This is a genomic window from Nocardiopsis sp. CNS-639, assembly GCF_000381685.1.
GTDB lineage: Bacteria > Actinomycetota > Actinomycetes > Streptosporangiales > Streptosporangiaceae > Nocardiopsis > Nocardiopsis dassonvillei.
On sequence record NZ_KB906854.1, the window covers coordinates 48,892 to 67,541 of the forward strand.

Annotated in this window: 15 protein-coding genes and 2 tRNA genes; 13 read left to right on the forward strand and 4 right to left on the reverse strand. The window is 72.8% G+C overall.

Going from position 1 to position 18,650, the window contains the following annotated elements; all coding sequences use genetic code 11:
* The first annotated feature begins 526 nt into the window (after positions 1–526).
* From G011_RS0100225 to G011_RS0100235, 3 genes are all read left to right on the forward strand, one after another.
* Positions 527–1,147: a DUF1707 domain-containing protein gene (locus G011_RS0100225; protein ID WP_174546196.1), complete on the forward strand. Its 621-nt coding sequence runs from the start codon at positions 527–529 to the stop codon at positions 1,145–1,147.
* Positions 1,148–1,462: 315 nt separating this feature from the next.
* A complete protein-coding gene (locus G011_RS0100230) occupies positions 1,463–2,068 on the forward strand; it encodes a vancomycin high temperature exclusion protein (protein WP_026337867.1) in 606 nt (201 codons plus the stop codon).
* Positions 2,069–2,318: 250 nt separating this feature from the next.
* Positions 2,319–3,752, forward strand: coding sequence for a hypothetical protein (locus G011_RS0100235; protein WP_019606694.1), 1,434 nt, complete (start codon positions 2,319–2,321; stop codon positions 3,750–3,752).
* A gap of 112 nt (positions 3,753–3,864) precedes the next feature.
* Here the strand turns inward: G011_RS0100235 and G011_RS0100240 are convergent, their stop codons facing one another.
* Positions 3,865–4,704, reverse strand: a complete 840-nt coding sequence (locus G011_RS0100240) for a vancomycin high temperature exclusion protein (protein ID WP_019606695.1) — start codon at positions 4,702–4,704, stop codon at positions 3,865–3,867.
* 282 nt (positions 4,705–4,986) lie between these two features.
* Between G011_RS0100240 and G011_RS0100245 the strand changes: the two genes are divergently transcribed.
* Positions 4,987–6,555: a DUF885 family protein gene (locus tag G011_RS0100245; RefSeq protein ID WP_019606696.1), complete on the forward strand. Its 1,569-nt coding sequence runs from the start codon at positions 4,987–4,989 to the stop codon at positions 6,553–6,555.
* A gap of 320 nt (positions 6,556–6,875) precedes the next feature.
* Here the strand turns inward: G011_RS0100245 and G011_RS0100250 are convergent, their stop codons facing one another.
* Both G011_RS0100250 and G011_RS0100255 read right to left on the reverse strand, forming a co-directional pair.
* On the reverse strand, positions 6,876–7,913 hold the full coding sequence (locus G011_RS0100250; protein ID WP_019606697.1) for an N-acetylmuramic acid 6-phosphate etherase: 1,038 nt from the start codon (positions 7,911–7,913) through the stop codon (positions 6,876–6,878).
* A gap of 81 nt (positions 7,914–7,994) precedes the next feature.
* Positions 7,995–8,978, reverse strand: a complete 984-nt coding sequence (locus tag G011_RS0100255; protein WP_019606698.1) for a MurR/RpiR family transcriptional regulator — start codon at positions 8,976–8,978, stop codon at positions 7,995–7,997.
* A gap of 198 nt (positions 8,979–9,176) precedes the next feature.
* Between G011_RS0100255 and G011_RS0100260 the strand changes: the two genes are divergently transcribed.
* The 7 genes from G011_RS0100260 (at position 9,177) to G011_RS0100290 (ending at position 14,533) form a co-directional block, all read left to right on the forward strand.
* Positions 9,177–11,096 carry an AfsR/SARP family transcriptional regulator gene (locus tag G011_RS0100260; RefSeq protein ID WP_019606699.1) on the forward strand — a complete coding sequence of 640 codons (1,920 nt, stop codon included), beginning with the start codon at positions 9,177–9,179 and terminating at the stop codon, positions 11,094–11,096.
* A gap of 158 nt (positions 11,097–11,254) precedes the next feature.
* Positions 11,255–11,440 carry a hypothetical protein gene (locus G011_RS0100265; RefSeq protein WP_013151531.1) on the forward strand — a complete coding sequence of 62 codons (186 nt, stop codon included), beginning with the start codon at positions 11,255–11,257 and terminating at the stop codon, positions 11,438–11,440.
* Positions 11,441–11,576: 136 nt separating this feature from the next.
* Positions 11,577–11,650 (forward strand) — tRNA-Lys (locus tag G011_RS0100270).
* Between the two features lie 193 nt (positions 11,651–11,843).
* Positions 11,844–11,917, forward strand: a tRNA-Lys gene (locus G011_RS0100275).
* Between the two features lie 458 nt (positions 11,918–12,375).
* Complete coding sequence (locus G011_RS0100280; protein ID WP_019606700.1) at positions 12,376–12,861, forward strand: septum formation family protein; 486 nt, start codon at positions 12,376–12,378, stop codon at positions 12,859–12,861.
* A 242-nt stretch (positions 12,862–13,103) separates the two neighbouring features.
* Positions 13,104–13,724: a septum formation family protein gene (locus tag G011_RS0100285; RefSeq protein WP_026337868.1), complete on the forward strand. Its 621-nt coding sequence runs from the start codon at positions 13,104–13,106 to the stop codon at positions 13,722–13,724.
* Positions 13,725–13,936: 212 nt separating this feature from the next.
* The gene (locus tag G011_RS0100290) at positions 13,937–14,533 is read left to right on the forward strand and encodes a septum formation family protein (RefSeq protein ID WP_019606702.1); all 597 of its coding nucleotides are present in this window, start codon (positions 13,937–13,939) and stop codon (positions 14,531–14,533) included.
* 194 nt (positions 14,534–14,727) lie between these two features.
* On the opposite strand, the gene G011_RS0100295 is transcribed toward G011_RS0100290, so the two are convergent.
* Complete coding sequence (locus tag G011_RS0100295; RefSeq protein ID WP_019606703.1) at positions 14,728–16,347, reverse strand: alpha/beta fold hydrolase; 1,620 nt, start codon at positions 16,345–16,347, stop codon at positions 14,728–14,730.
* A 322-nt stretch (positions 16,348–16,669) separates the two neighbouring features.
* Here G011_RS0100295 and G011_RS0100300 point away from each other — a divergent pair, with 322 nt between their 5' ends.
* Positions 16,670–17,761 (forward strand): ABC transporter permease, encoded by a 1,092-nt coding sequence (locus tag G011_RS0100300; protein WP_019606704.1) that lies wholly within the window; start codon positions 16,670–16,672, stop codon positions 17,759–17,761.
* Between the two features lie 13 nt (positions 17,762–17,774).
* Positions 17,775–18,650 (forward strand): ABC transporter permease, encoded by an 876-nt coding sequence (locus tag G011_RS0100305; RefSeq protein ID WP_013151537.1) that lies wholly within the window; start codon positions 17,775–17,777, stop codon positions 18,648–18,650.

Consider the following 18,650-nt stretch of genomic DNA (forward strand, 5'->3'; position numbering starts at 1 on the left):
ACGGCGGGGTCCGGTGCCGGAAGAGTGCCTGTTCCGCGTGGTCTTGGCGGGGAGTGTGAGGGAGTCCCGACCGAGCGCGGAGGGCGGGACCGAAAACCGGAAGGGAAGGGAGGGGAACGCCGGGCCCGTACGGCGGGCCGCGCGGCGGGGGAGCGGTTCACGGGGTGGCCGGTTGCGGACACGCGCTGTGCAGACGCGCGCCGACGCGAGATCGTGTACCGGGGGGAGGCAGGAACCACGTGTGGTTCAGGACTCTGCCGGGGTCCGTCCTACCCCGGCAGAGTCCTCAACCACCCTAGAGAAGCGGTACCCAGTCCCCGACCTCCCCAAAGCGCGCCGGGCCGCGAACCTGCGGTGATCGGGGACGCGGGTGCCGGTCGCGGCCCCGCGGCCGCTTCCGCCCGCGTGAGGGGCCGGTCCGCGGCGGCGCCGGTTCCGCACCGCGCTCCTTTCCACCCATGCTCTACCGTGGTGGTGACAAAAGGAGCGGGAAAGGACCGGGCGAGCGACAGTGGCCTCCAATGACATGAGTCGGATGCGTGTCTCCGACGCGGAGAGGGACCAGGTGGCGGAGGTCCTGCGGGAGGCGGCCGCGCAGGGGCGCATCACCCTCGACGAACTCGACGAACGGCTCAACGCCGTCTACGCGGCCAAGACCTACGCCGACCTCGAACCGGTCACCGCCGACCTGCCGACGGGCGCCGAGACGCTGCCGGGCGCCGTCGCGCGGCCGGTGGAGGGCGTCCTCCCGGAGCGCCACGACGGCGGCGACGCCCTCGTCATCCGCTCCCAGGGCGGTGGCCCCGTCATCCGCAGGGGCGCGTGGCAGGTGCCGCACCGCGTCGAGGTGCACAACAAGTACGGCCTCACCCGGCTCGACTTCCGCGAGGCCTCCCTGACCAGCGCCGTCGTCGAGGTCCACGTGGACGCCTCCTGGGGGAGCGGCACCCTGATCCTGCCCGAGGGAGCCACCGCAGAGGTGGAGGCGGACGCCTCCTGGTTCGGCACGCTGCGCAACAGCACCGACTCCCTGCGCCGGGCGTCCGCCCCGCACTTCGTCATCACCGGTTCCTGCCAGGGCGGCTCCCTGACGGTTCGGTACAAGCGGCCCTTCTCCTGGGGCGGCCTGGCGGGTCTGGGGAGCTGAGCCCGGGATCCCGCGCGGGGGCGGCAGGCCTTCGCGAGCGGGAACCCGGTTCCGTGCACGGCCGGTCCCGGGCGTCCCGGGGCGGCAGGCCCGGTACGGAGGTTCCGACGCGTCCCGGTTTCCGGCCTCCCGCACGGGTCCGTGCGCCTTCGTCCGGATAGCCGGGCTCCGCCGGTGCGCCATGATGGGTGCGGCGCGCGGCCCCGCGCAAGCGCGGGGCTGACGGCGGCCGCCGTCTCGGGAGCACCCGAGCGGACCGCGGCCCCGCGCGGGCGGGTGACGGACGCGCGCCGGACGACGGAGAGGGGCGGCAGGGTGGGCTTGTGGATCGCGGCGGTCGGAGCGGGCGCGTGCGCCCTGGCACTGGGCCCCTACGCCTGGACCTTCCTGGGCAGCGCCGGGCGCCGAGCGGAGGTCGACACCGTCCCGCACCGGCCCGTGGCCGTGGTCCTGGGGGCCGCCGCCTGGAACGACGGACCCTCACCGCTGCTCGCCCGCCGCCTGGACCTGGCCGTGCGCCTGTACGAGAACGGCCGGGTCGAACGGATCATCGTCTCCGGCGACAACCGCGAGGTGTCGCGCCGCGAGACCGACACCATGACCGCGTACCTGGTCGCGCAGGGCGTGCCAGCCGACCGGATCGACGCCGACCGCCACGGCTACCGTACGTGGGACACCTGCGTGCGGGTGCGCGACCTGTTCGGGGTGCGCGAGGCGACCATGGTCACCCAGTCCTTCCACCTGCCCCGCACGGTCGCCCTCGCCCGCGCCGCGGGGATCGACGCGGTCGGGGTGGGCGACTCCAGCATGGGCGCCCGCCGCCGCTCCACCGTGATCGGCTACGCCCGTGAGGTCGCCGCCGCGGTCAAGGCCCTGCGCGACGCCGTGCTGCGCCCGGCGCCCGCCCGGAGCGAGCTCTAGCGGCCCCGCCCGGACTGAGTCCTGGCGGGTCCTGCCCGGACCCGCCCCGTCGCACCGCCCCGGTCGTCCACAGGCGTGAACCGCCTCTGGTGCCGCCGTGCGGCGCGGGCCTAGCGTGGTAACAGGGGGGTCCCCGGGCTCCTCCGCTTCGTGCTGCCCGCCCCCGGCCTCGGGGTTCGGCGCCGACGCACCGTCCCGGTCGTCCACAGGTGGATTCGCGCGTACCGGCTCAGGCGGGATAATCGGCACCATGAACGCGACCACCGACCCACACGACGGCGCGGAGAACGTGGACTGGGCGACCCTGGCCCCCGAGGGCGGCGCTCGCATCCCCGAGCTCCTCGGCCAGCTCGCCGGGAGCGACAGCGCGCTCTCCGAACTCCACGACATCATCCACTTCCCCGCGCCCGGACACCTCGCCGCACCCAAGGCGGTCGACTTCCTGGTCGACCTCGCCTGCGCCGAGTCCACCCCGGCCACCGACCGCTGGCGTCCCCTCAGCCTGCTCCTGGAGCTGGTGGCCGGGCACGCCGAGGACCGCTTCCCCGAGACCCGCGACCTGGACCAGTGGCGCGACGAGGTGGCCTGGGCGGCCTCCAACGACGCCGAGAAGGTCCGCCAGCAGTACCGCGACTGGGCCGAGGAGGCCCCGGACGAGCAGCACTACCACCGCATGCGCAACCGGCTCGCCGTGATGGAGCAGCCCGACGGCGCCGCGATCCTCCAGGCCGAGCTGGACACCTACGAGGCCGTCCGCGCCCGAGTCCCCGACCTGGTCGCACTGCTCCACGGCGGCGCCAACCGCGGCGGCATGGACCGCGCGGGGGAGTGGGTGAGCTACCTGCTGGCCTTCCTGCCCGACGACGCCGAGCGCATCACCACCGAGATCACCGGAGCCTCCCAGGTCCTGCTCGCCAAGGACCTGCGCCCCGCCCCGCAGGCGCCCACGAGCCTGCGCGACGTGATGAACGCGCTGGACAGCGGCGGCGACCCGCTCCCCGCGGAACTGTTCGCCCTCGGCCTGCTGGCCAGCCCGACCGACATCGACGTCTCGGTCGGCCTCACCCACCAGATGGCGGGCGGGAACCTGTACAACTCCTTCGCCGCATCGGTGGCGATGCTGCTCATCCACGGCGAGAGAACCCCGCGCGAGGCGCTGCGCCGCGTCGGCCGCGGCGGCGGCACATCCATGGGCTACCAGGGCCTGTTCAACGAGTCCTGGCCGCACTGCGGCGGGCACTCCCCGCAGGTCCTGGGCTTCCTGGCGCTGGGCCGCGCCGGCGACCGCGCCCGCCGTCTGCGCCTGGACATCCTGCCCGGCCTGATCAATGGCGAGGAGGACTCGCGCGCCCTCGTGACGGGTGTCGGCCTGGAACTGGTGCTCGGCCCCCGCAGCAAGGGCCGCACCGCCGAGGAGCACGCCGAGGCCGACTACGACGAGGAGACCCTCAAGGTCCTCTGGACGATCGCCGAACTGCCCGCCTCCGCCTGGGAGGACGAGGAGTTCACACGGACCCTGAGCGCCTGGGCGCTGCCGGACAACGCCGAGGACTTCTGCGCGCTCGTGGGTGTGGAGCCCCAGCCCGAACCGGAGCCGGAGCAGGCCGCGGCCCCGCAGCCGCAGCAGCCCGCCGCCCCCCAGCCCGGTGGGCTGCTGGGGCGCCTCTTCGGCGGAGGACGGTAGGGCGCGCCCGGTCCACCGGCGCGGCGTAACCCCCGGCGCCGGTGGACCGACCGGTCGCGATCGCCCGCCGCGGCCCCGGGCCGTCGCGTACGGCTCCGGGGCCGCGGCGGCCTCAGCCGTCCGTCGGACCCGGTTCGCGCTCCAGCGCCAGGGCCTCGTCCACACCGGTCTCGTAGTCGCCCAGGAACGTCGGGTCGGGCCGCAGCACCACCGAGCCCAGCGCCGCCACCGCCGCCGGGACCTCACGGAACCACCCGTACACGGTGGCGAAGGTGCGCTCCTCCAGGCTGGAGTCGGCCACGCCCACCGCGTCGATGCCCGCCGAACGGCACAGCCGCACGGCGCGCGGCAGGTGGAAGTCCTGGGTGACCACGGTGGCCTCCCGCACCCCGAACACCTCGTGGGCCCGCACGCACGAGTCCCAGGTGGAGAACCCGGCGTAGTCGCCGACGATGTGCTCTCCCGGGACCCCGGCGTCCACCAGGTAGGCGCGCATCGTGTCGGTCTCGTTGTAGTGCTCGACGCTGTTGTCGCCGGTCACCAGGACGACGTCGACCTTCCCGGCGGAGTAGAGGTCGGCCGCGGTGTCCAGCCGCCGGGCCAGCAGCAGGCTGGGCCGCCCGTCGGGGCGCACACCGGCGCCCAGCACCAGCGCCACCGGGCGTTCCGGCACGGAGACGGCGGTGTGGCGGTGGTCGGAGGTGGAGGAGAGCACCCACAGGAACGGCACGCAGCCCGCCACCATCGCGAACACGGCCAGCACGGCGAGGCGTCCCAGCCACGTCCGGCGTCCGCGGCGGCCAGAGGAGGTCCCGGCGCCCTCGGTGCCGGAGACGTCGTCGCGGGTGCCGTCCCCGGAGCCGCCGGAACCGGGGGAGGGCCGGTCACGGAGGACACCGGTGTCGTCGTCGGACGGGGGACTCTGGGGTGTGGCGGGATCTGGGATCGTCACGCTTGGGAAGACGCCCGGCCCCGCTCCGGAGTTCCGGTGCGGCGCAAGTTCCGGTACGGCACGGCGGACCCGGCCGGTCCGGTTGCGGACCGTCCGGTTGTGGCCAGGCTTCGCCCGGTTCGGGTCCGGCGCGGGCCTGGTTCCGACCCGGCTCCGGCTCAGGCCCGCGAAGCGGTCGGCGTTCCGGTCCCGGTTTCCGGCCGGATCCATGTCCGAATCGGGCCCGTTCCAGGGCCGCTGACCGTCTGTCCGCACGGCCCTCTCCGGGGCTAGAGTCGCCGCATGTCCTTCCAGCCACAGCACGAAGACCTGCCCGCGCGGCTCCGGCGCCTGGCCGACCTCAGGCCGAGGAACATGCGCGAGGGCTCCGGCATGCACGAGTACGACGGCAAGGCCGCCGACCTGTCGCCCGAAGGGGTCCGGGAGGCCCTGGCCGGACTCGGCGGCGAACCCCTCGACGACCCGCACGACGAGGCCCACCTGGCCGCCTTCGAGAACGCCCTGCGCTACGAGCTGGGCGAACTCCAGTTGCACCGCGCCAACCCCCTCTACCACGTCAACGAACTCGACCTGTCGGGCTACGACCGCGCGTACGCGCCCCGGGCCGAGCGCGACGCCGCCCGCGTCGCCCACCTGGCCGAGTGGCCGCGCGTGGTCGACAACGCGATCGCGGCCCTGGACCGCCTGCCCGCCCCCCTCGCCGAGTCCCTCCTCGGCGCCGTCCGGGGAGTGGCCGACGGTCTCCCCGAGGACGTGCCCGCCGACGTGCGCGACGCGGCCCTCGCAGCGCACGCGCGCCTGCTCGCCCACGTCGAGAAGGCGGTGCGGGAGGGTCCCCGCAGCGCCGGGCTCGGCGCCGAGCCGCTCGCCCGACTCATGGGCAGCGGTGAGGCCGTCGAGGTCGACCTCGCGGACCTGGCCGCCCGCGCCGACGCCGAACGCGACCGCCTGCGCGCGCGTCTGGCCGAGGCAGTCGGGCGCCTCGCGCCCGGTCGCGACACCATGGAGTTCGTCCGCGAGCTCACCCGCCAGCACCCCGACACCGACGGAGTCCTGGACGCCGCCCGCCGCTGGACGGAGCTGGCCGTGGCGTTCACCGCCGAACGCGGCCTGGCGCCCCACAACGACGGCGAGTGCCGCGTGGACGTCTCCCCGCCCTCCCAGCGCTGGGCCACCGCGATGATGGCGTGGTCGGGCCCGTGGGAGGCCGACACGCCCTCCTTCTACTTCATCACCCCGCCCGACGCCTCCTGGACCGCGGAGGAGGCCGACGAGTGGCTGGAGATGTTCAGCCACACCACCCTGCCCGCCGTGAGCGTGCACGAGGTGGCCCCCGGCCACTTCTCCCACGGCCGTGCGCTGCGCCGGGCGCCCGGGCCGGTGCGCCGCGCCCTGCACTCGATGACCTTCGCCGAGGGCTGGGCGCACTACGTCGAGGAGGTGTGCGTGGACGAGGGCTTCGGCGCCTACGCCGCCGAACGCCTGGGCGACCCCGCCTGGACCGCCGACCACTACGAGACCGGGGTGTGGGTGGAGGCGCTCATCCGCGTCACCCGCCTGTCCGTGGCGATCGGCATGCACAGCGGCACCATGACCGTGGAGGAGGCGGCCACCCGCTTCGCCGAGGACACGCCGCTCCAGGGGCCCGCAGCCCTGGCCGAGGCGCGCCGCGCCACCTTCGACCCCACCTACGGCCGCTACACCTGGGGAAAGCTGGAGATCCTGCGGCTGAGAGAGCGGGCGCGCGAGCGCTGGGGCGACGGGTTCACCCTTGAGCGCTTCCACCGGGCCCTGCTGGACCTAGGCTCCCCGCCGATCGGTCTGATCGGCACCGCGGTCGAACGCGGCTGAGCCGGGCGGGGACCGTCGGGGCCGTCCACAGCCGCGAACAGGGGCTGGCGGGGCGGGCGGCGGCGCGGGACACTCGGATACGGGGGGACCACCCCCTCCCACGGCGGCGCACGGCGCCCCCGGCATCGAGCCTACGCCGTCCGCCCCGCCCCGGGCCAGAGCGACCTTCGGCCTGTGGAAAACCCTCGTGGGCTCAACCCGGGCGGGCGCGAGACCCACGCGGGGCCCAACCCGCGCGAGTACGAGACCCGCGCGGGCCCGGACCCGGGCGTGCGGGCCCGACCCGCGCGGGACAGCGGCCGTCCCGACCGCCCCGCCGCCTACTCCGGGGCGACCTGGCCCGTCAGGCCCAGCCCGGCCAGCGCGGGGCGGACCCGGCCCCGAGCCTCGCCCAGGGCCCGGGCCGCCGTGTCCGCGTCCACGTCGGCCAGCAGCGACACCAGCGCGACGCGGGTGTCGCCCCCGGCCGCGTTCAGCGCCCGCGCGCACACCCGCTCGTCCAACCCGGTGGCCTGCGTCAGGATGGTCACCACGCGGCCGCGCAGCTTGCCGTTGGTGGCGTCCACACCCACCATCAGGTTCGAGTACGTCCGCCCCATCCGCACCATCACCGCGGTGGAGAACGCGTTCAGCGCCAGCTTCTGCGCCGTGCCCGCCTTCATCCGGGTGGACCCGGCGATCACCTCCGCGCCGGTGGCCATGCCCACGTGCACGTCCGCCTCCCGCGCCAGCGGCGCCTGCGGGTTCGCGCTGATCAGCACCGTCGCGGCCGAGCGCTCCCGGGCCGCCTCCAGCGCCCCGCCCACGTACGGGGTGCGCCCGCTGGCGGCCAGGCCCACGGCCAGCGACCCCGGGACGATCCCGGCCGCGTCGGCCCGGCCCGACTCCCAGTCGTCCTCGATCCCCTCCACGGCCCGCGCCAGGGCCTCCCCGCCGCCCGCGTGGTGGGCCACCACCCACGAGGCGGGCACGCCGTAGGTCGGCGGCAGTTCGGCGGCGTCCTGGGCCGCGATCCGCCCCGAGGTGCCCGCGCCGAAGTAGTGGATGGCCGCCCCGCTCTCCAGGGCGGCCACCCCCAGCTCCACGGCCCGCGCCAGTTCCGGCAGGACCGCGCCCACCGCGCCGGGGACCGTGACGTCCTCGGCGTTGATCTGACGCAGCACGTCCAGCGCCGGGAGCAGGTCGATGTCGTGGGTACCGGAGTTGCGGGCCTCCGTGGGCGCGCGCACGATCACGGCCGCACCGCCCCCGTTCTCCCCGGAGGGCAGCGGGGCGCCGGCCTCCCGAGGGGCGTCCCCGCCTTCCGGCCGGGTTCCGCGCCCGTCGTCGTGCACAGCGCTCTCCTGTTCGGTCCGCACCGGTGCCGTTCCTTTCCCTCGTTCGACCGTCCCGCATCCGCCGTCGACCGGAGCCGGGCGGCGGAGGCGGGACGCGTACGGTCAGCCGTCGTTGTCGTCCGTGCTCCCGCCGGGGGCCTCGCCCCTGCGGCGCCTGCGGTCGTCGTTGATCCGCAGTCCCCGCACCGCCTCGAAGGTCGTCTCCAGCGCGGTGCGGCTGTCGGTGTAGCGGCTCTGCGCCAGACCCACGAACAGGCAGTCCACCACGGTCAGCTGCGCGAGCCTGCTCGCGGTGGCCCCCGAGCGGAACGTGGTCTCGCGGGCCGCGGTGGTCAGCACGTGGTCGGCGAACCCGATCGGCGAGCGGGGGAAGTTGGTGACGGCGACGGTCCGGGCGCCGCGCCGCCCCGCCTCCGTGAGCGCCTGCACCGTGTCTATGGTCGTCCCGCTGTGGGAGATGCCGATCGCCACGTCGCGCTCGTCCAGCAGCGCCGCGCTGGTGAGCATCACGTGCGCGTCCGACCACGCGAACGAGGTGAGCCCGATCCGGTGCAGCTTCTGCTGGAGGTCGGCGCCGACGAACGCGCTCGCGCCCACCCCGTACACGTCGATGCGCCGCGCGCCCGCCATCGTGTCGATGACCGTGCGCAGCACCTCCACGTCCAGGGCGGCGCCGGTCTCCTCCACCGCGCGCGCGTCGGTGTAGGCGATCTTCTGCACCACCGTGACGAGGGTGTCGTCGGGGTTGATGTCGCTGGACAGCTCCTGAGCCGCCCCGCGGGCGCCGCGCGCCTGACCGGCCTCGGTGGCCAGGGCCAGGCGCAGCTCCCGGTAGCCGCTGAAGTCGATGGTGCGGCAGAACCGGATCACGGTGGCCTCGGACGTGGCGCAGTCCTTGGCGAGCTGGGTGATGGAGGAGGCGGCGGCCCGCTCGGGGTCGTCGACGACGTGCTGCGCGACCCGTCGCTCCGCGGGCGCGAGGGAGGGCAGGAGCGACCGGATGCGCAGGACCGTCGTGGGGACGGGCGGCGCGGAGACGTGTCCGCTCTCCGCCCGGCCGCCCGCAGGCTTCGGAATTTCCGCCATGGAGGAAAGTTTCTTTCGGTCGTGGTGAAGAGTCAACGAGGTGAGGGGAAAAAGCGGGAGAATCCAGGATTCCAAGGGACGGCCGCGGCGGCAAGTGCGGGGTGCGTGATTGCGATATCCCAGCTCAGGCGGCACCCTGGAGCCAGGGGCGTCGGGGTTCACCCGCTCGCACGCGCGCCCCGCGAGGGGGAGGGTGCTGTGTCGCTGAGCGACCCGGCGAGGCGGTGGCACGACACGGCCGGGCAGGCCCGGCAGGGCGCGTCCGGGCACACCGCCCGCGGGCTGCGCGTCGGACTGCTCGGGCAGTTCGGCGTCGAGATGGACGGGGCCCCGCTGCGCCTGCGCGGGGACAAGCGCCGTGCCCTGCTGGCCACGCTCATGCTCAACACCGGACGCACCGTCCCCACCGCGCACCTCATCGAACGCGTCTGGGGGAGCCCGGCCTCCCCGTCCGCGCGCAGCGCCCTCCAGGTCCACGTGACCCGCGTGCGCGCGGTCCTGGACCAGCACTGCGGCACTCCGCTCATCACGGGCGGCGACGGCGGCTACCGGGTCGACCTCACCGAGGACCAGTGCGATCTGCTGCGCTTTCGCTCCCTGGTCCGCCGCGCCGACGGGGGCGCCGACCCCTCCGACCGCGCCGACCTGCTCATCAGCGCCCTGCGCCTGTGGCGTGGCCCCGTCCTGGCCGACATCGTCAGCCCCGTCCTGCACGAGCGCGACATCCCGCCCCTGAACGAGGAGCTCCTACGGGCCGCCGAGGAGGGGTTCGGCGCCGCCCTGGCACGGGGCGACCACGAGCGGGTTGCCGACCAGATCGGCCCCATCGCCACCGACCACCCCGAGCGCGAACCCCTCATCCGCGTCCAGATGACCGCCCTCTACCGCTGCGGGCGCCCCAGCGAGGCCCTGCGCGTGTACGCCCGCACCCGCGACGCGCTGGCCGAGCACCTGGGCGCGGACCCGGGCCGCGAACTCCAGGAGACCTTCCACGGCATCCTGCGCGGCGACCTCGACCGCGCCCCGGGCACCAGCGTCCCGCGCCAGCGCGCCTCCGTCGAGGAGGGCGCCGGGGTCCGGCCCCTCTCCGCGGACACCGGACCGAACGCCGGGTCAGCCGACGCACCGGGCACCGCACCGGAGGCGGGACCCCATGCCGGACCCGGACCGGGCGCCGATCCCGACGTCCCGGCGGAGGCGGAGGAACGCGACGACCGCGGCGACGGCCCGGTCCACGCGCCCGCCCCGGTGTCGGCCGCCCTCGCCCCGGCGGAGCTGCCCGCCGCGCCCTCAGCGCTGCTGGGGCGCGAGGAGGCCATGGCCGAACTGGACCGGCTGGTTGACCCCTCCAGCACCGCACCCGGCAGCGCGCTGGTGCGAGGTCCCGCGGGCGCCGGGGCCAGCGCCCTCGCCCTGAGCTGGGCCCGCGCGGCCGCGCCGCACTTCCCCGACGGACAGCTCTACGTCGACCTCCGCGGCGGCGACGGCAGCCCCCGAGACCCGGTCGAGGTGCTGCGCCGCCTGGTGCGCTCCCTGTCCACCGGCACCCGCGGCACCGAGGCCATGGACGCCGACGAGGCCGCCGCGCGGGTCCGCACGCTGTTGGCGCACCGGCGCGTCCTGCTGGTCCTGGACAACGCGGCCTCCGTGCGCCAGGTGCGCCCCCTGCTCCCCGGCGGCACCGGGTGCGCGGCGCTCGTCACCAGCCGCTACTGGCTGACCGACCTGCTGGTGCGCGACGGTCTGCGCGCCCTGCCCGTGGGGCCGCTCCCCCCGGACGCCGCGGTGGACCTGCTGCGCCCGCGGGAGGGGCGGGACCGGCGCGCCGAGTCGGTGCTGCGCCGCCTCGCCCAGGTCCTGGGACACCTGCCCCTGGCGCTGCGCATGGCGGCGGTCTGGCTCGACGACACCCGCCCGGACCGGTCCGCCGCGGAGCTGGTGCGCCGACTGGAGGGGGCGGACCCGGCACGCGGGAGCACGCCCACGGCCCGGATGGCCGCCGTGCTGCGTGCCGGGCCCCGGGAGGGACGGCACGGCCGCGGGGAAGTACCGGCCGAGCCCCGTCCTCCCGACACCAGTGTCGAACGGGGATCTTACGTTCGGCTTTCACCCAGGTGAGAAAGTGGCCGCCCCCGGGGGACGCGGAGTACGCGCCGCGTCGCCCAGCGCGGTGTCCGCAGGTGCGCGGCGGGGGAGGGCCAAGAGCGTGTAGCGAAAAGGATGAGATATACCCACGGGGGTCCTCATCACTCCCATGAGTCGCTAGGGTCAACCTCATGACAGAGAACAACGATCCCAACATGGACCCGGCGGGAACCACGCAGCACTTCCGCCGCTTCGTCGACGAGAACCCGAGCACCGAGGAGCCCGCGCGCCGCCCGGTCATGCCGATCGTGCTGGCCGTCGTCGGCGCGGTCCTGCTCATCGCCGTGATCGTCGCGCTGTTCCTGGCCTTCGCCTAGGCACTTCGAGGCAGGGGACCGAGGGGAGGACCGCCACTCCCGCCGGTTCGCAACCGGTTCGCGGCCCTCCTGCGGTCCTGCTAGAGTTAACGACGTCGCCAGGGAGGCCCGCAGGGCCGGTACCATGGCATGACAGGCGCCATTAGCTCAGTTGGTCAGAGCAGCTGACTCTTAATCAGCGGGTCCGGGGTTCGAGTCCCTGATGGCGCACAGACAACGGCCCCGGGTCGAAGGCACCGCCTTCCACCCGGGGCCTTCGTGTTGCCCGCGCGCCGTCACCGGCGCGGAGGCGGCCGCCGCGGTGGTGTGCCCCACATCGTGCGGTTCGCGGCGCGGGGCACTCCGTCGGTCGGGTAGAGTTGTCCCTGTCGCCGCGGCCGGAAGGCAGGGCGATGAACAACAGGCGTCATTAGCTCAGTTGGTTAGAGCAGCTGACTCTTAATCAGCGGGTCCGGGGTTCGAGTCCCTGATGACGCACCCGAGGCGAGGGCCCCGGCCGGAAACGGCCGGGGCCCTCGTTTTTTCTGTGGGCACGCCCTGTAGGGGAGCACTGTGCGGCGACACCCTGTCGCGCCCTCACGCTTTCCGCGCGCCTCCCCGAAGGCGTGCACCCCCCGCGCTCCGCCAGAAGCTCTCCGCTGTCCCTTCCGGAATCCGCCCCCGGAACCCGCGTGCGCGCGGGCCGCCCTCCGTGCCCGCCCGGACGAGGACGCGGCTCCGGAAAACGTCATAGGTCTGTGATGTGCTGCTTCGTGTTTGCGGCATCCCATAGGGGTGAGGCGAGGGAGAGGCCGTGGAAGCACATCGTGACGGTCCACTGTCATTCCGTCGTTTTCGCAGATGAAATTGACATAAACCCCCAGGTAGTGAATTGTTACCTTCTCGCGGCTTCTCTCAGGTCGGCGAGCCCCATGCATAACTTTCGGAGTATCCCCATGTCGAATTTCTCCCCCCTCCTGCGTACCGCCGGCGTCTCGGCGCTCGCCGCGGGCAGTGTGTTCGCCCTCAGCGGCTGCGGCGCCCTCATGTCCTTCATGGGTGCCGGCAACGTGATGGAGCTCAACGTCGGCGACTGCTTCGTCGAGGAGCAGATGAACACCGCTCTCGCCAGCGGCGAGGTCAGCAACATCCCGCTGGTGGACTGCGCCGAGGAGCACGACTCGGAGTTCTTCTTCGCCTACGACATGACCGAGGCCGAGTACCCCGGCGAGGACGCGACGATGACCCAGGCCGAGGAGCTCTGCACCGGCGAGAACTTCACCAACTTCGTCGGCGTCCCCTACGCCGAGTCGGAGATCTACGCCGGTCACCTCTACCCCACCCAGGAGTCCTGGGACCAGTTCAACGACCGCGAGATCATCTGCTACGTGAACACCCCCGGTGAGATGGTCACCGGCACCCTCTCGGGCGCCAACCGCTGAGCGTCCCCCGGACAGCGCAGGCCCTGCCCCGCCTTCGCCTCCCCGGCCGCACGAGCGGCCCTTCCCCCCTCCCCATCCCCCTCCCACCTGCGGCGACGAACGCCGCGCGGTGTTCGGAGCCCTCGTCCGGCGAGTCCGGACCCGGGATGACGACGTCCGCGAGCCCCGTGCACCCGGACAGGTGGCGCCGATCCCCTCCCCCCGCGTCGGCATCAGTACCCAACGACCCAGTGGAGTTCCCCATGCTGTCCGCAACGCACCGCCCGCTCTTCGGCCGTGTCGTCCTGGGAACCCTGGCCGTCGGCGCCACCCTGGTGGCCACGACGGCCTGCGGTTCGCTTCCCCTGCTGCCCCCCGCCCTCCAGGGCGGCGGGGAGACCGTCTCTCCCGAGCCCCAGGAGACCGTGGAGCCGACCGAGTCCACGGAGACCGCCGAGCCGGTGGAGACCGAGACCACCGAGCCCGTCGCCCCGGGAGACGGTGACGTGTTCTCCCTGGAGGTGGGCGACTGCTTCGTCGAGGAGGAGATGAACACCGCGCTGTTCAGCGACGGGGTCAGCGAGGTTCCGCTGGTGGACTGCTCCCAGGAGCACGACTCGGAGTTCTTCCACTCCCACCAGATGACCGGTGCCGAGTACCCCGGCGAGGACGCGACGATGACCGAGGCCGAGGAGATCTGCACCGGCGAGGAGTTCACCAGCTTCGTCGGTGTCGAGTACGCCTACTCGGAGATCTACGCGGGCCACCTCTACCCGACCCAGCAGAGCTGGGACATGGTCGGTGACCGCGAGATCATCTGCTACGTGACCACCTCCAACACGGGCGAGACGGTCACCGGCACCCTTGAGGGCGCCAACCGCTGAGCGCCGGGGCCGCGGGGCCCTGTCCCCACCCCGCCCCTCCCTCCCGCCGCTCCCCCCTGAGGCGGCGCGCGTCACGCGGCGCCCCGGGAGGTAACAGAACCTGACACATCCGGACCTGGGGCGAAACCTTCTCCACGTCCCCGGCATCTGGGTATGTGTCGCCGATTCCGTCCCCCATCGGCATCAGTACCGAACGATCCAGTGGAGTCCCCATGTTGTCCGAAACGCGCCGCCCGCTCTTCGGCCGTGTCGTCCTGGGAACCCTGGCCGTCGGCGCCACCCTGGTGGCCACGACGGCCTGCGGTTCGCTTCCCCTGCTGCCCCCCGCCCTCCAGGGCGGCGGAGGGACCGTCGCCCCCGAGCCCACGGACGCCGCGGCGCCGACCGCCTCCGAGGAGACCACCGAGCCCGTCTCTCCCGGGACCGTCGACGTGTTCTCCCTGGAGGTGGGCGACTGCTTCATCGAGTCCGAGATGGAGACCGCGCTGTTCAGCGACGGGATCAGCGAGGTCCCGCTGGTGGACTGCTCCCAGGAGCACGACTCGGAGTTCTTCTACTCCCACCAGATGACCGACGCCGAGTACCCGGGCGACTCGCAGGTCCAGACCCAGGCCGACGAGATCTGCACCGGTCAGAACTTCACCGACTTCATCGGCGTCGACTACCTCGACTCGGAGATCTACGCCTACTACCTCACCCCGACCCAGCAGAGCTGGGACCAGGCCAACGACCGCGAGATCATCTGCTACGCGACCACCGCCAACATCGGTGAGATGGTCACCGGTACCCTCGCGGGCGCCAACCGCTGAGCAGCGGGGGCCGCGGGGCCCTGTCCCCACCCCGCTTCCCCTCCCGTCGTCCCCGTGGACGGGTGACCCCCGGTACGCGGAGCCCCCGAGAGTTCGATTCATCCGATCCTGGGATGAAAAATCCTCCGTGGCCGCAGTGAGAACGGCCCGCGCCGCCCCGCGAGGGGCGGCGCGGGCCGCTGTCGTCTCCGGGATCAGATCCCCAGACCGCTCGGGCCGGTCCGGTCGCGCAGCGCCACGAGGTCCTCGGCCTCCACCTCGACCTCCCCGTCCACCTCCGCCGGGGGCAGGCCCTGGCAGGTGAGGTCCTCGGGCTGGGCCCCGTCCACCAGGTAGGCGTCCACCGCCCCGGCCACGCAGTCCAGGCCGCCGGGGAGGTAGAAGCCGTGCCCGCCGTCACCGGCGACGGTGATCAGGGAGCTGTCGAGCCGGTCGGCCATGGCCGGGCCGCCCTCGTAGGCGGTGTTGGCGTCGAACTCACCGGCGATGACCAGTGCCTCGGGGTAGCCCTCCCGCTCCAGTTCGACCGGGGGCTCGGGCCGGTCGAGGCCGTTGAAGGTGCACGGGTGGGGAACCGCCCAGTAGGCGCCGCTGCCGTAGGGGTGCTCCTCCCGATACTCCCGGGCGTCCGCGTGGTAGGTGCTGATCCGCTCGGGCCACTCGGCCTCGCACAGCACCGCCGTCTGCAGGTCGATGGTGGCCGTGCCGTACTCCTCCTCGGCCAGGGCGCCCGCCTGGGCGGCGATGGGCTGGGGCAGGGGCTGATCGTGCACGATGTACCCCAGGAACTCCGAGACCACGTCCCACCGGTCCTGGAAGCGCGAGTACATGCCCACCTCCATGTGGAACAGGTGGTTGTCGTAGAACACCCCGGGCGCGACCTCGAGCGGTTCCTCCCGCAGCCGCTCGGCGGTCGCCTCGAAGGTCGCGTAGACCTCCTCCTGGGTCGAACCGAAGCCGAAGACGTCGTCGTACCCCGCCACCCACGCCGTGTAGCGGTCCATGTTCTCGCTGTAGGCCGGCGCCTGCATCATGAAGACGTCGCGCCAGACGCCGTCGGGGTGCACCGACGAGTCCAGCACGCTGCGGTCCAGCCGCTCGGGGAACAGGCTCCCGTAGACCGCGCCCAGGTAGGTGCCGTAGGAGTAGCCCAGGTAGTTGGTCTTCTCCTCACCCAGGGCGGCCCGGATGACGTCCATGTCGCGGGCGGTGTTGGCGGTGGTCATGTGCGGGCGGACGTCGCCCTCGGCCTGCTCGCAGGCGCGCTGGTAGCGGATCGCGGACCGGGTGGCCTCGGAGATCTCCTCGTCCGTGGGACTCGGGTACACGGGCGGCGGCTCCGAGTCGCAGTCCAGCCTGGGAGAGGATCCGCCGGTGCCGCGGGGGTCCATGCCGATGACGTCGTACACCTCGGCGGCCCGCAGGCCGCCGACGAGTCCGGTGCCCGTCTGCGGGTCCAGCGGCAGGGGCGTGCTCCGCCCGTGCCCGCCCGGACCCCCGGGGTTGGTGAGCAGGATGCCGCGCCGCTGTCCGGGGTCGGTGGCGCGGGCCCGGCTGACGGCCACCGTGACGCGCTCGCCCCCGGGGTCGGAGTAGTCGAGCGGGACCACGACGTCGGCGCACTCCAGTCCCTGGAGCACCTCCTCGGTACAGGGAGCCCAGGCCAGTTCCTGGTCGTGGAACTCGGCGAGCGCGGTGTCGTCGGCGGGGGAGTCCAGGGGATCGGCCGCGGCGGGGGAGGCCGCTGCGAGGGATGCGGCCAGGGCCGTCACGAGGACGGTCGAGGCCAGTGTGGTTGCGCGTGCTGTGCGCACGGGGGTCGCCTCCGCGTCTTCGGTCCGTTCGGGGGAACGGGATCGTGTACTTCGGAGACGTAACCGTACGAACCGCCCGTGTGATGACAACACCCACAAATGTCATGAGTGTGCTCATGTGGCCGGGTTCGGCCAATCGACGCGGCAACCATATGTGACGGTTTATCGATTTTTGTTCGATTTGTGATGTCGATCGTGTCGCTCGGAAGACGCCGTTTGGTCACGAAGGTGGTCTGGACCACACGGATCGGGTTACCGTGAACCCTCTATTAGGAAACTTTCCTAATAGAAACGGAGTCCCTGCGCCCCCCGAAGGAGCCCCGTGGCCACCGAAATCGCGGCCTCCCCACCACCGCCGCGCGCCGGAAGCGGCGCGTCGGCCCGCACCGACGCGCCCGCGCCCCTGCTGAGGCGGATCTGGCGCCACTACGCCGCCGTCAAGGTCCGCAAGGCCGTCGTCGTGGTGTTCGTCGTCGCCAACGTGACCTTCTTCCTCGGCCGCGCCATGCCCGGCGACCCGATCGACGTGATGGCCGGACGCCTCACACAGGGCGGCATGTCGATGGAGGAGGCCCGGGTCATCGCCATGAACTCTCTGGCCTACGACCCCGACGCCCCCCTGTACCAGCAGTGGTGGGACTTCCTGGTCGGCCTGGTCACCTTCGACCTGGGCATGACCATCAACCGGCCGGGCCAGAGCGTCATGGAGGCCATCGGCGCCTACCTGCCCTGGACCCTGTTCAGCATCGGCGTCGGCACCGTCATCGCCGTCGTCCTCGGCCTGGCCCTGGGCATGGTGATGGCCTACTGGCGCAACCGCCTCCTGGACCACGTGCTCAGCGTCCTCGCCTCGGTCCTGGGCGCCGTCCCCAACTACCTCATCGCGATGGCCCTGGTCTTCGGCGGAGGCATGTACCTGGGGTGGTTCGACCCCATCGACCTGCGCGGCACGATCAGCCCCGGCGTCCAGGCGGGGTTCAACGCGGAGTTCCTCGGCGACGCCCTGTACCACGCGGCCCTGCCGATCGTCACCTACGTGCTCGCCATCATCGGCACCTGGATGCTCATCATGAAGGCCTCCACCACGGAGGTGCTCGGCGAGGACTACGTGACCGTCGCACGCGCCCGGGGGCTGCGCGACCAGCGCATCGCCGTCTCCTACGTCGGGCGCAACGCGGTCCTGCCGCTGGTCGCCCAGATCGCCATCTCCTTCGGCACCCTCGTCGGCGGCGCGATCTTCGTCGAACAGGTCCTGGTCTACAAGGGCGTCGGCGGCCTGCTCCTGGACGCCGTCAACTACCGCGACTACCCGCTCCTACAGGGGCTGCTCATCATCATCACGTCCTGCGTGGTGGTCGCCAACCTCGTCGCCGACCTCCTCTACAGCCGCCTCGACCCGCGCATCCGAACGTAGGAGCCCACCGGACATGGCCGTCACCACCACCGCAGCCCCCGGGGTCTGGGGAACGATCTGGCAGGGCCTCACCCGCAGCACCAGCGGGTTCGTCGGCCTCTGCCTGGTCCTGAGCGTCCTGCTCTTCTCCTTCGTCGGGCCGCTGCTCATCGACCACCACAACCCCACGGACGTCACCGCGATCTGGGGACCGATCACCGCCGAGCACTGGCTCGGCACCAACCACCAGGGCAAGGACACCTTCACCCAGCTCGTGCTGGGCGGACGAGAACCCATCTGGGTCGGCTTCGTCGCCGCCGTGATCACCGTGGCCATCGCGGTCGTCCTCGGCGGCGTCGCCGGCTACGTGCGCGGCCGGATCGACCACTTCCTGCTCCAGCTCACCGACATCACGATGACCATCCCGTTCATCGTGCTGATGCTGGTCATCGCGTCGTTCTTCCGCACCTCCTCGCCGCTGGTGGTCTCCTTCATCATCGGCCTGGTCACCTGGCCCTACCTCATGCGCTCCATCCGAGCCCAGGTGCTCACCCTCAGGGAGCGCGAGTTCGTCGAGGCCGCCCGGCTCCAGGACCTGGGCACCGCGCGCATCCTCTTCGTCGAGGTGCTGCCCAACATGGCGGGCTACATCTTCATCAACTTCATCATCGCCATCACCAACGCGATCTACGCCGTGGTCGGCATGTACCTGCTCGGCCTGCTGCCCAGCACCGCCGACAACTGGGGCCTGATGATCCAGCAGGCCTGGAACAACAACGCCTTCCTGCTGCCCCAGGCCGCGCCCTTCCTCATCGCCCCGATGGTGATGATCATGCTCTTCCAGATCGGACTGGTCACCATGACCCGGTCCCTGGAGCAGGCCCTCAACCCACGACTCCGGGACAGGTGA

Coding starts and splice junctions, on each gene's coding strand:
- G011_RS0100255 (WP_019606698.1), bottom strand. CDS start 8,978: ATGGCGGAAATTCCGAAGCCTGCGGGCGGCCGGGCGGAGAGCGGACAC.
- G011_RS0100305 (WP_013151537.1), top strand. CDS start 17,775: ATGGCCGTCACCACCACCGCAGCCCCCGGGGTCTGGGGAACGATCTGG.
- G011_RS0100225 (WP_174546196.1), top strand. CDS start 527: ATGAGTCGGATGCGTGTCTCCGACGCGGAGAGGGACCAGGTGGCGGAG.
- G011_RS0100290 (WP_019606702.1), top strand. CDS start 13,937: ATGTTGTCCGAAACGCGCCGCCCGCTCTTCGGCCGTGTCGTCCTGGGA.
- G011_RS0100285 (WP_026337868.1), top strand. CDS start 13,104: ATGCTGTCCGCAACGCACCGCCCGCTCTTCGGCCGTGTCGTCCTGGGA.
- G011_RS0100265 (WP_013151531.1), top strand. CDS start 11,255: ATGACAGAGAACAACGATCCCAACATGGACCCGGCGGGAACCACGCAG.
- G011_RS0100280 (WP_019606700.1), top strand. CDS start 12,376: ATGTCGAATTTCTCCCCCCTCCTGCGTACCGCCGGCGTCTCGGCGCTC.
- G011_RS0100245 (WP_019606696.1), top strand. CDS start 4,987: ATGTCCTTCCAGCCACAGCACGAAGACCTGCCCGCGCGGCTCCGGCGC.
- G011_RS0100235 (WP_019606694.1), top strand. CDS start 2,319: ATGAACGCGACCACCGACCCACACGACGGCGCGGAGAACGTGGACTGG.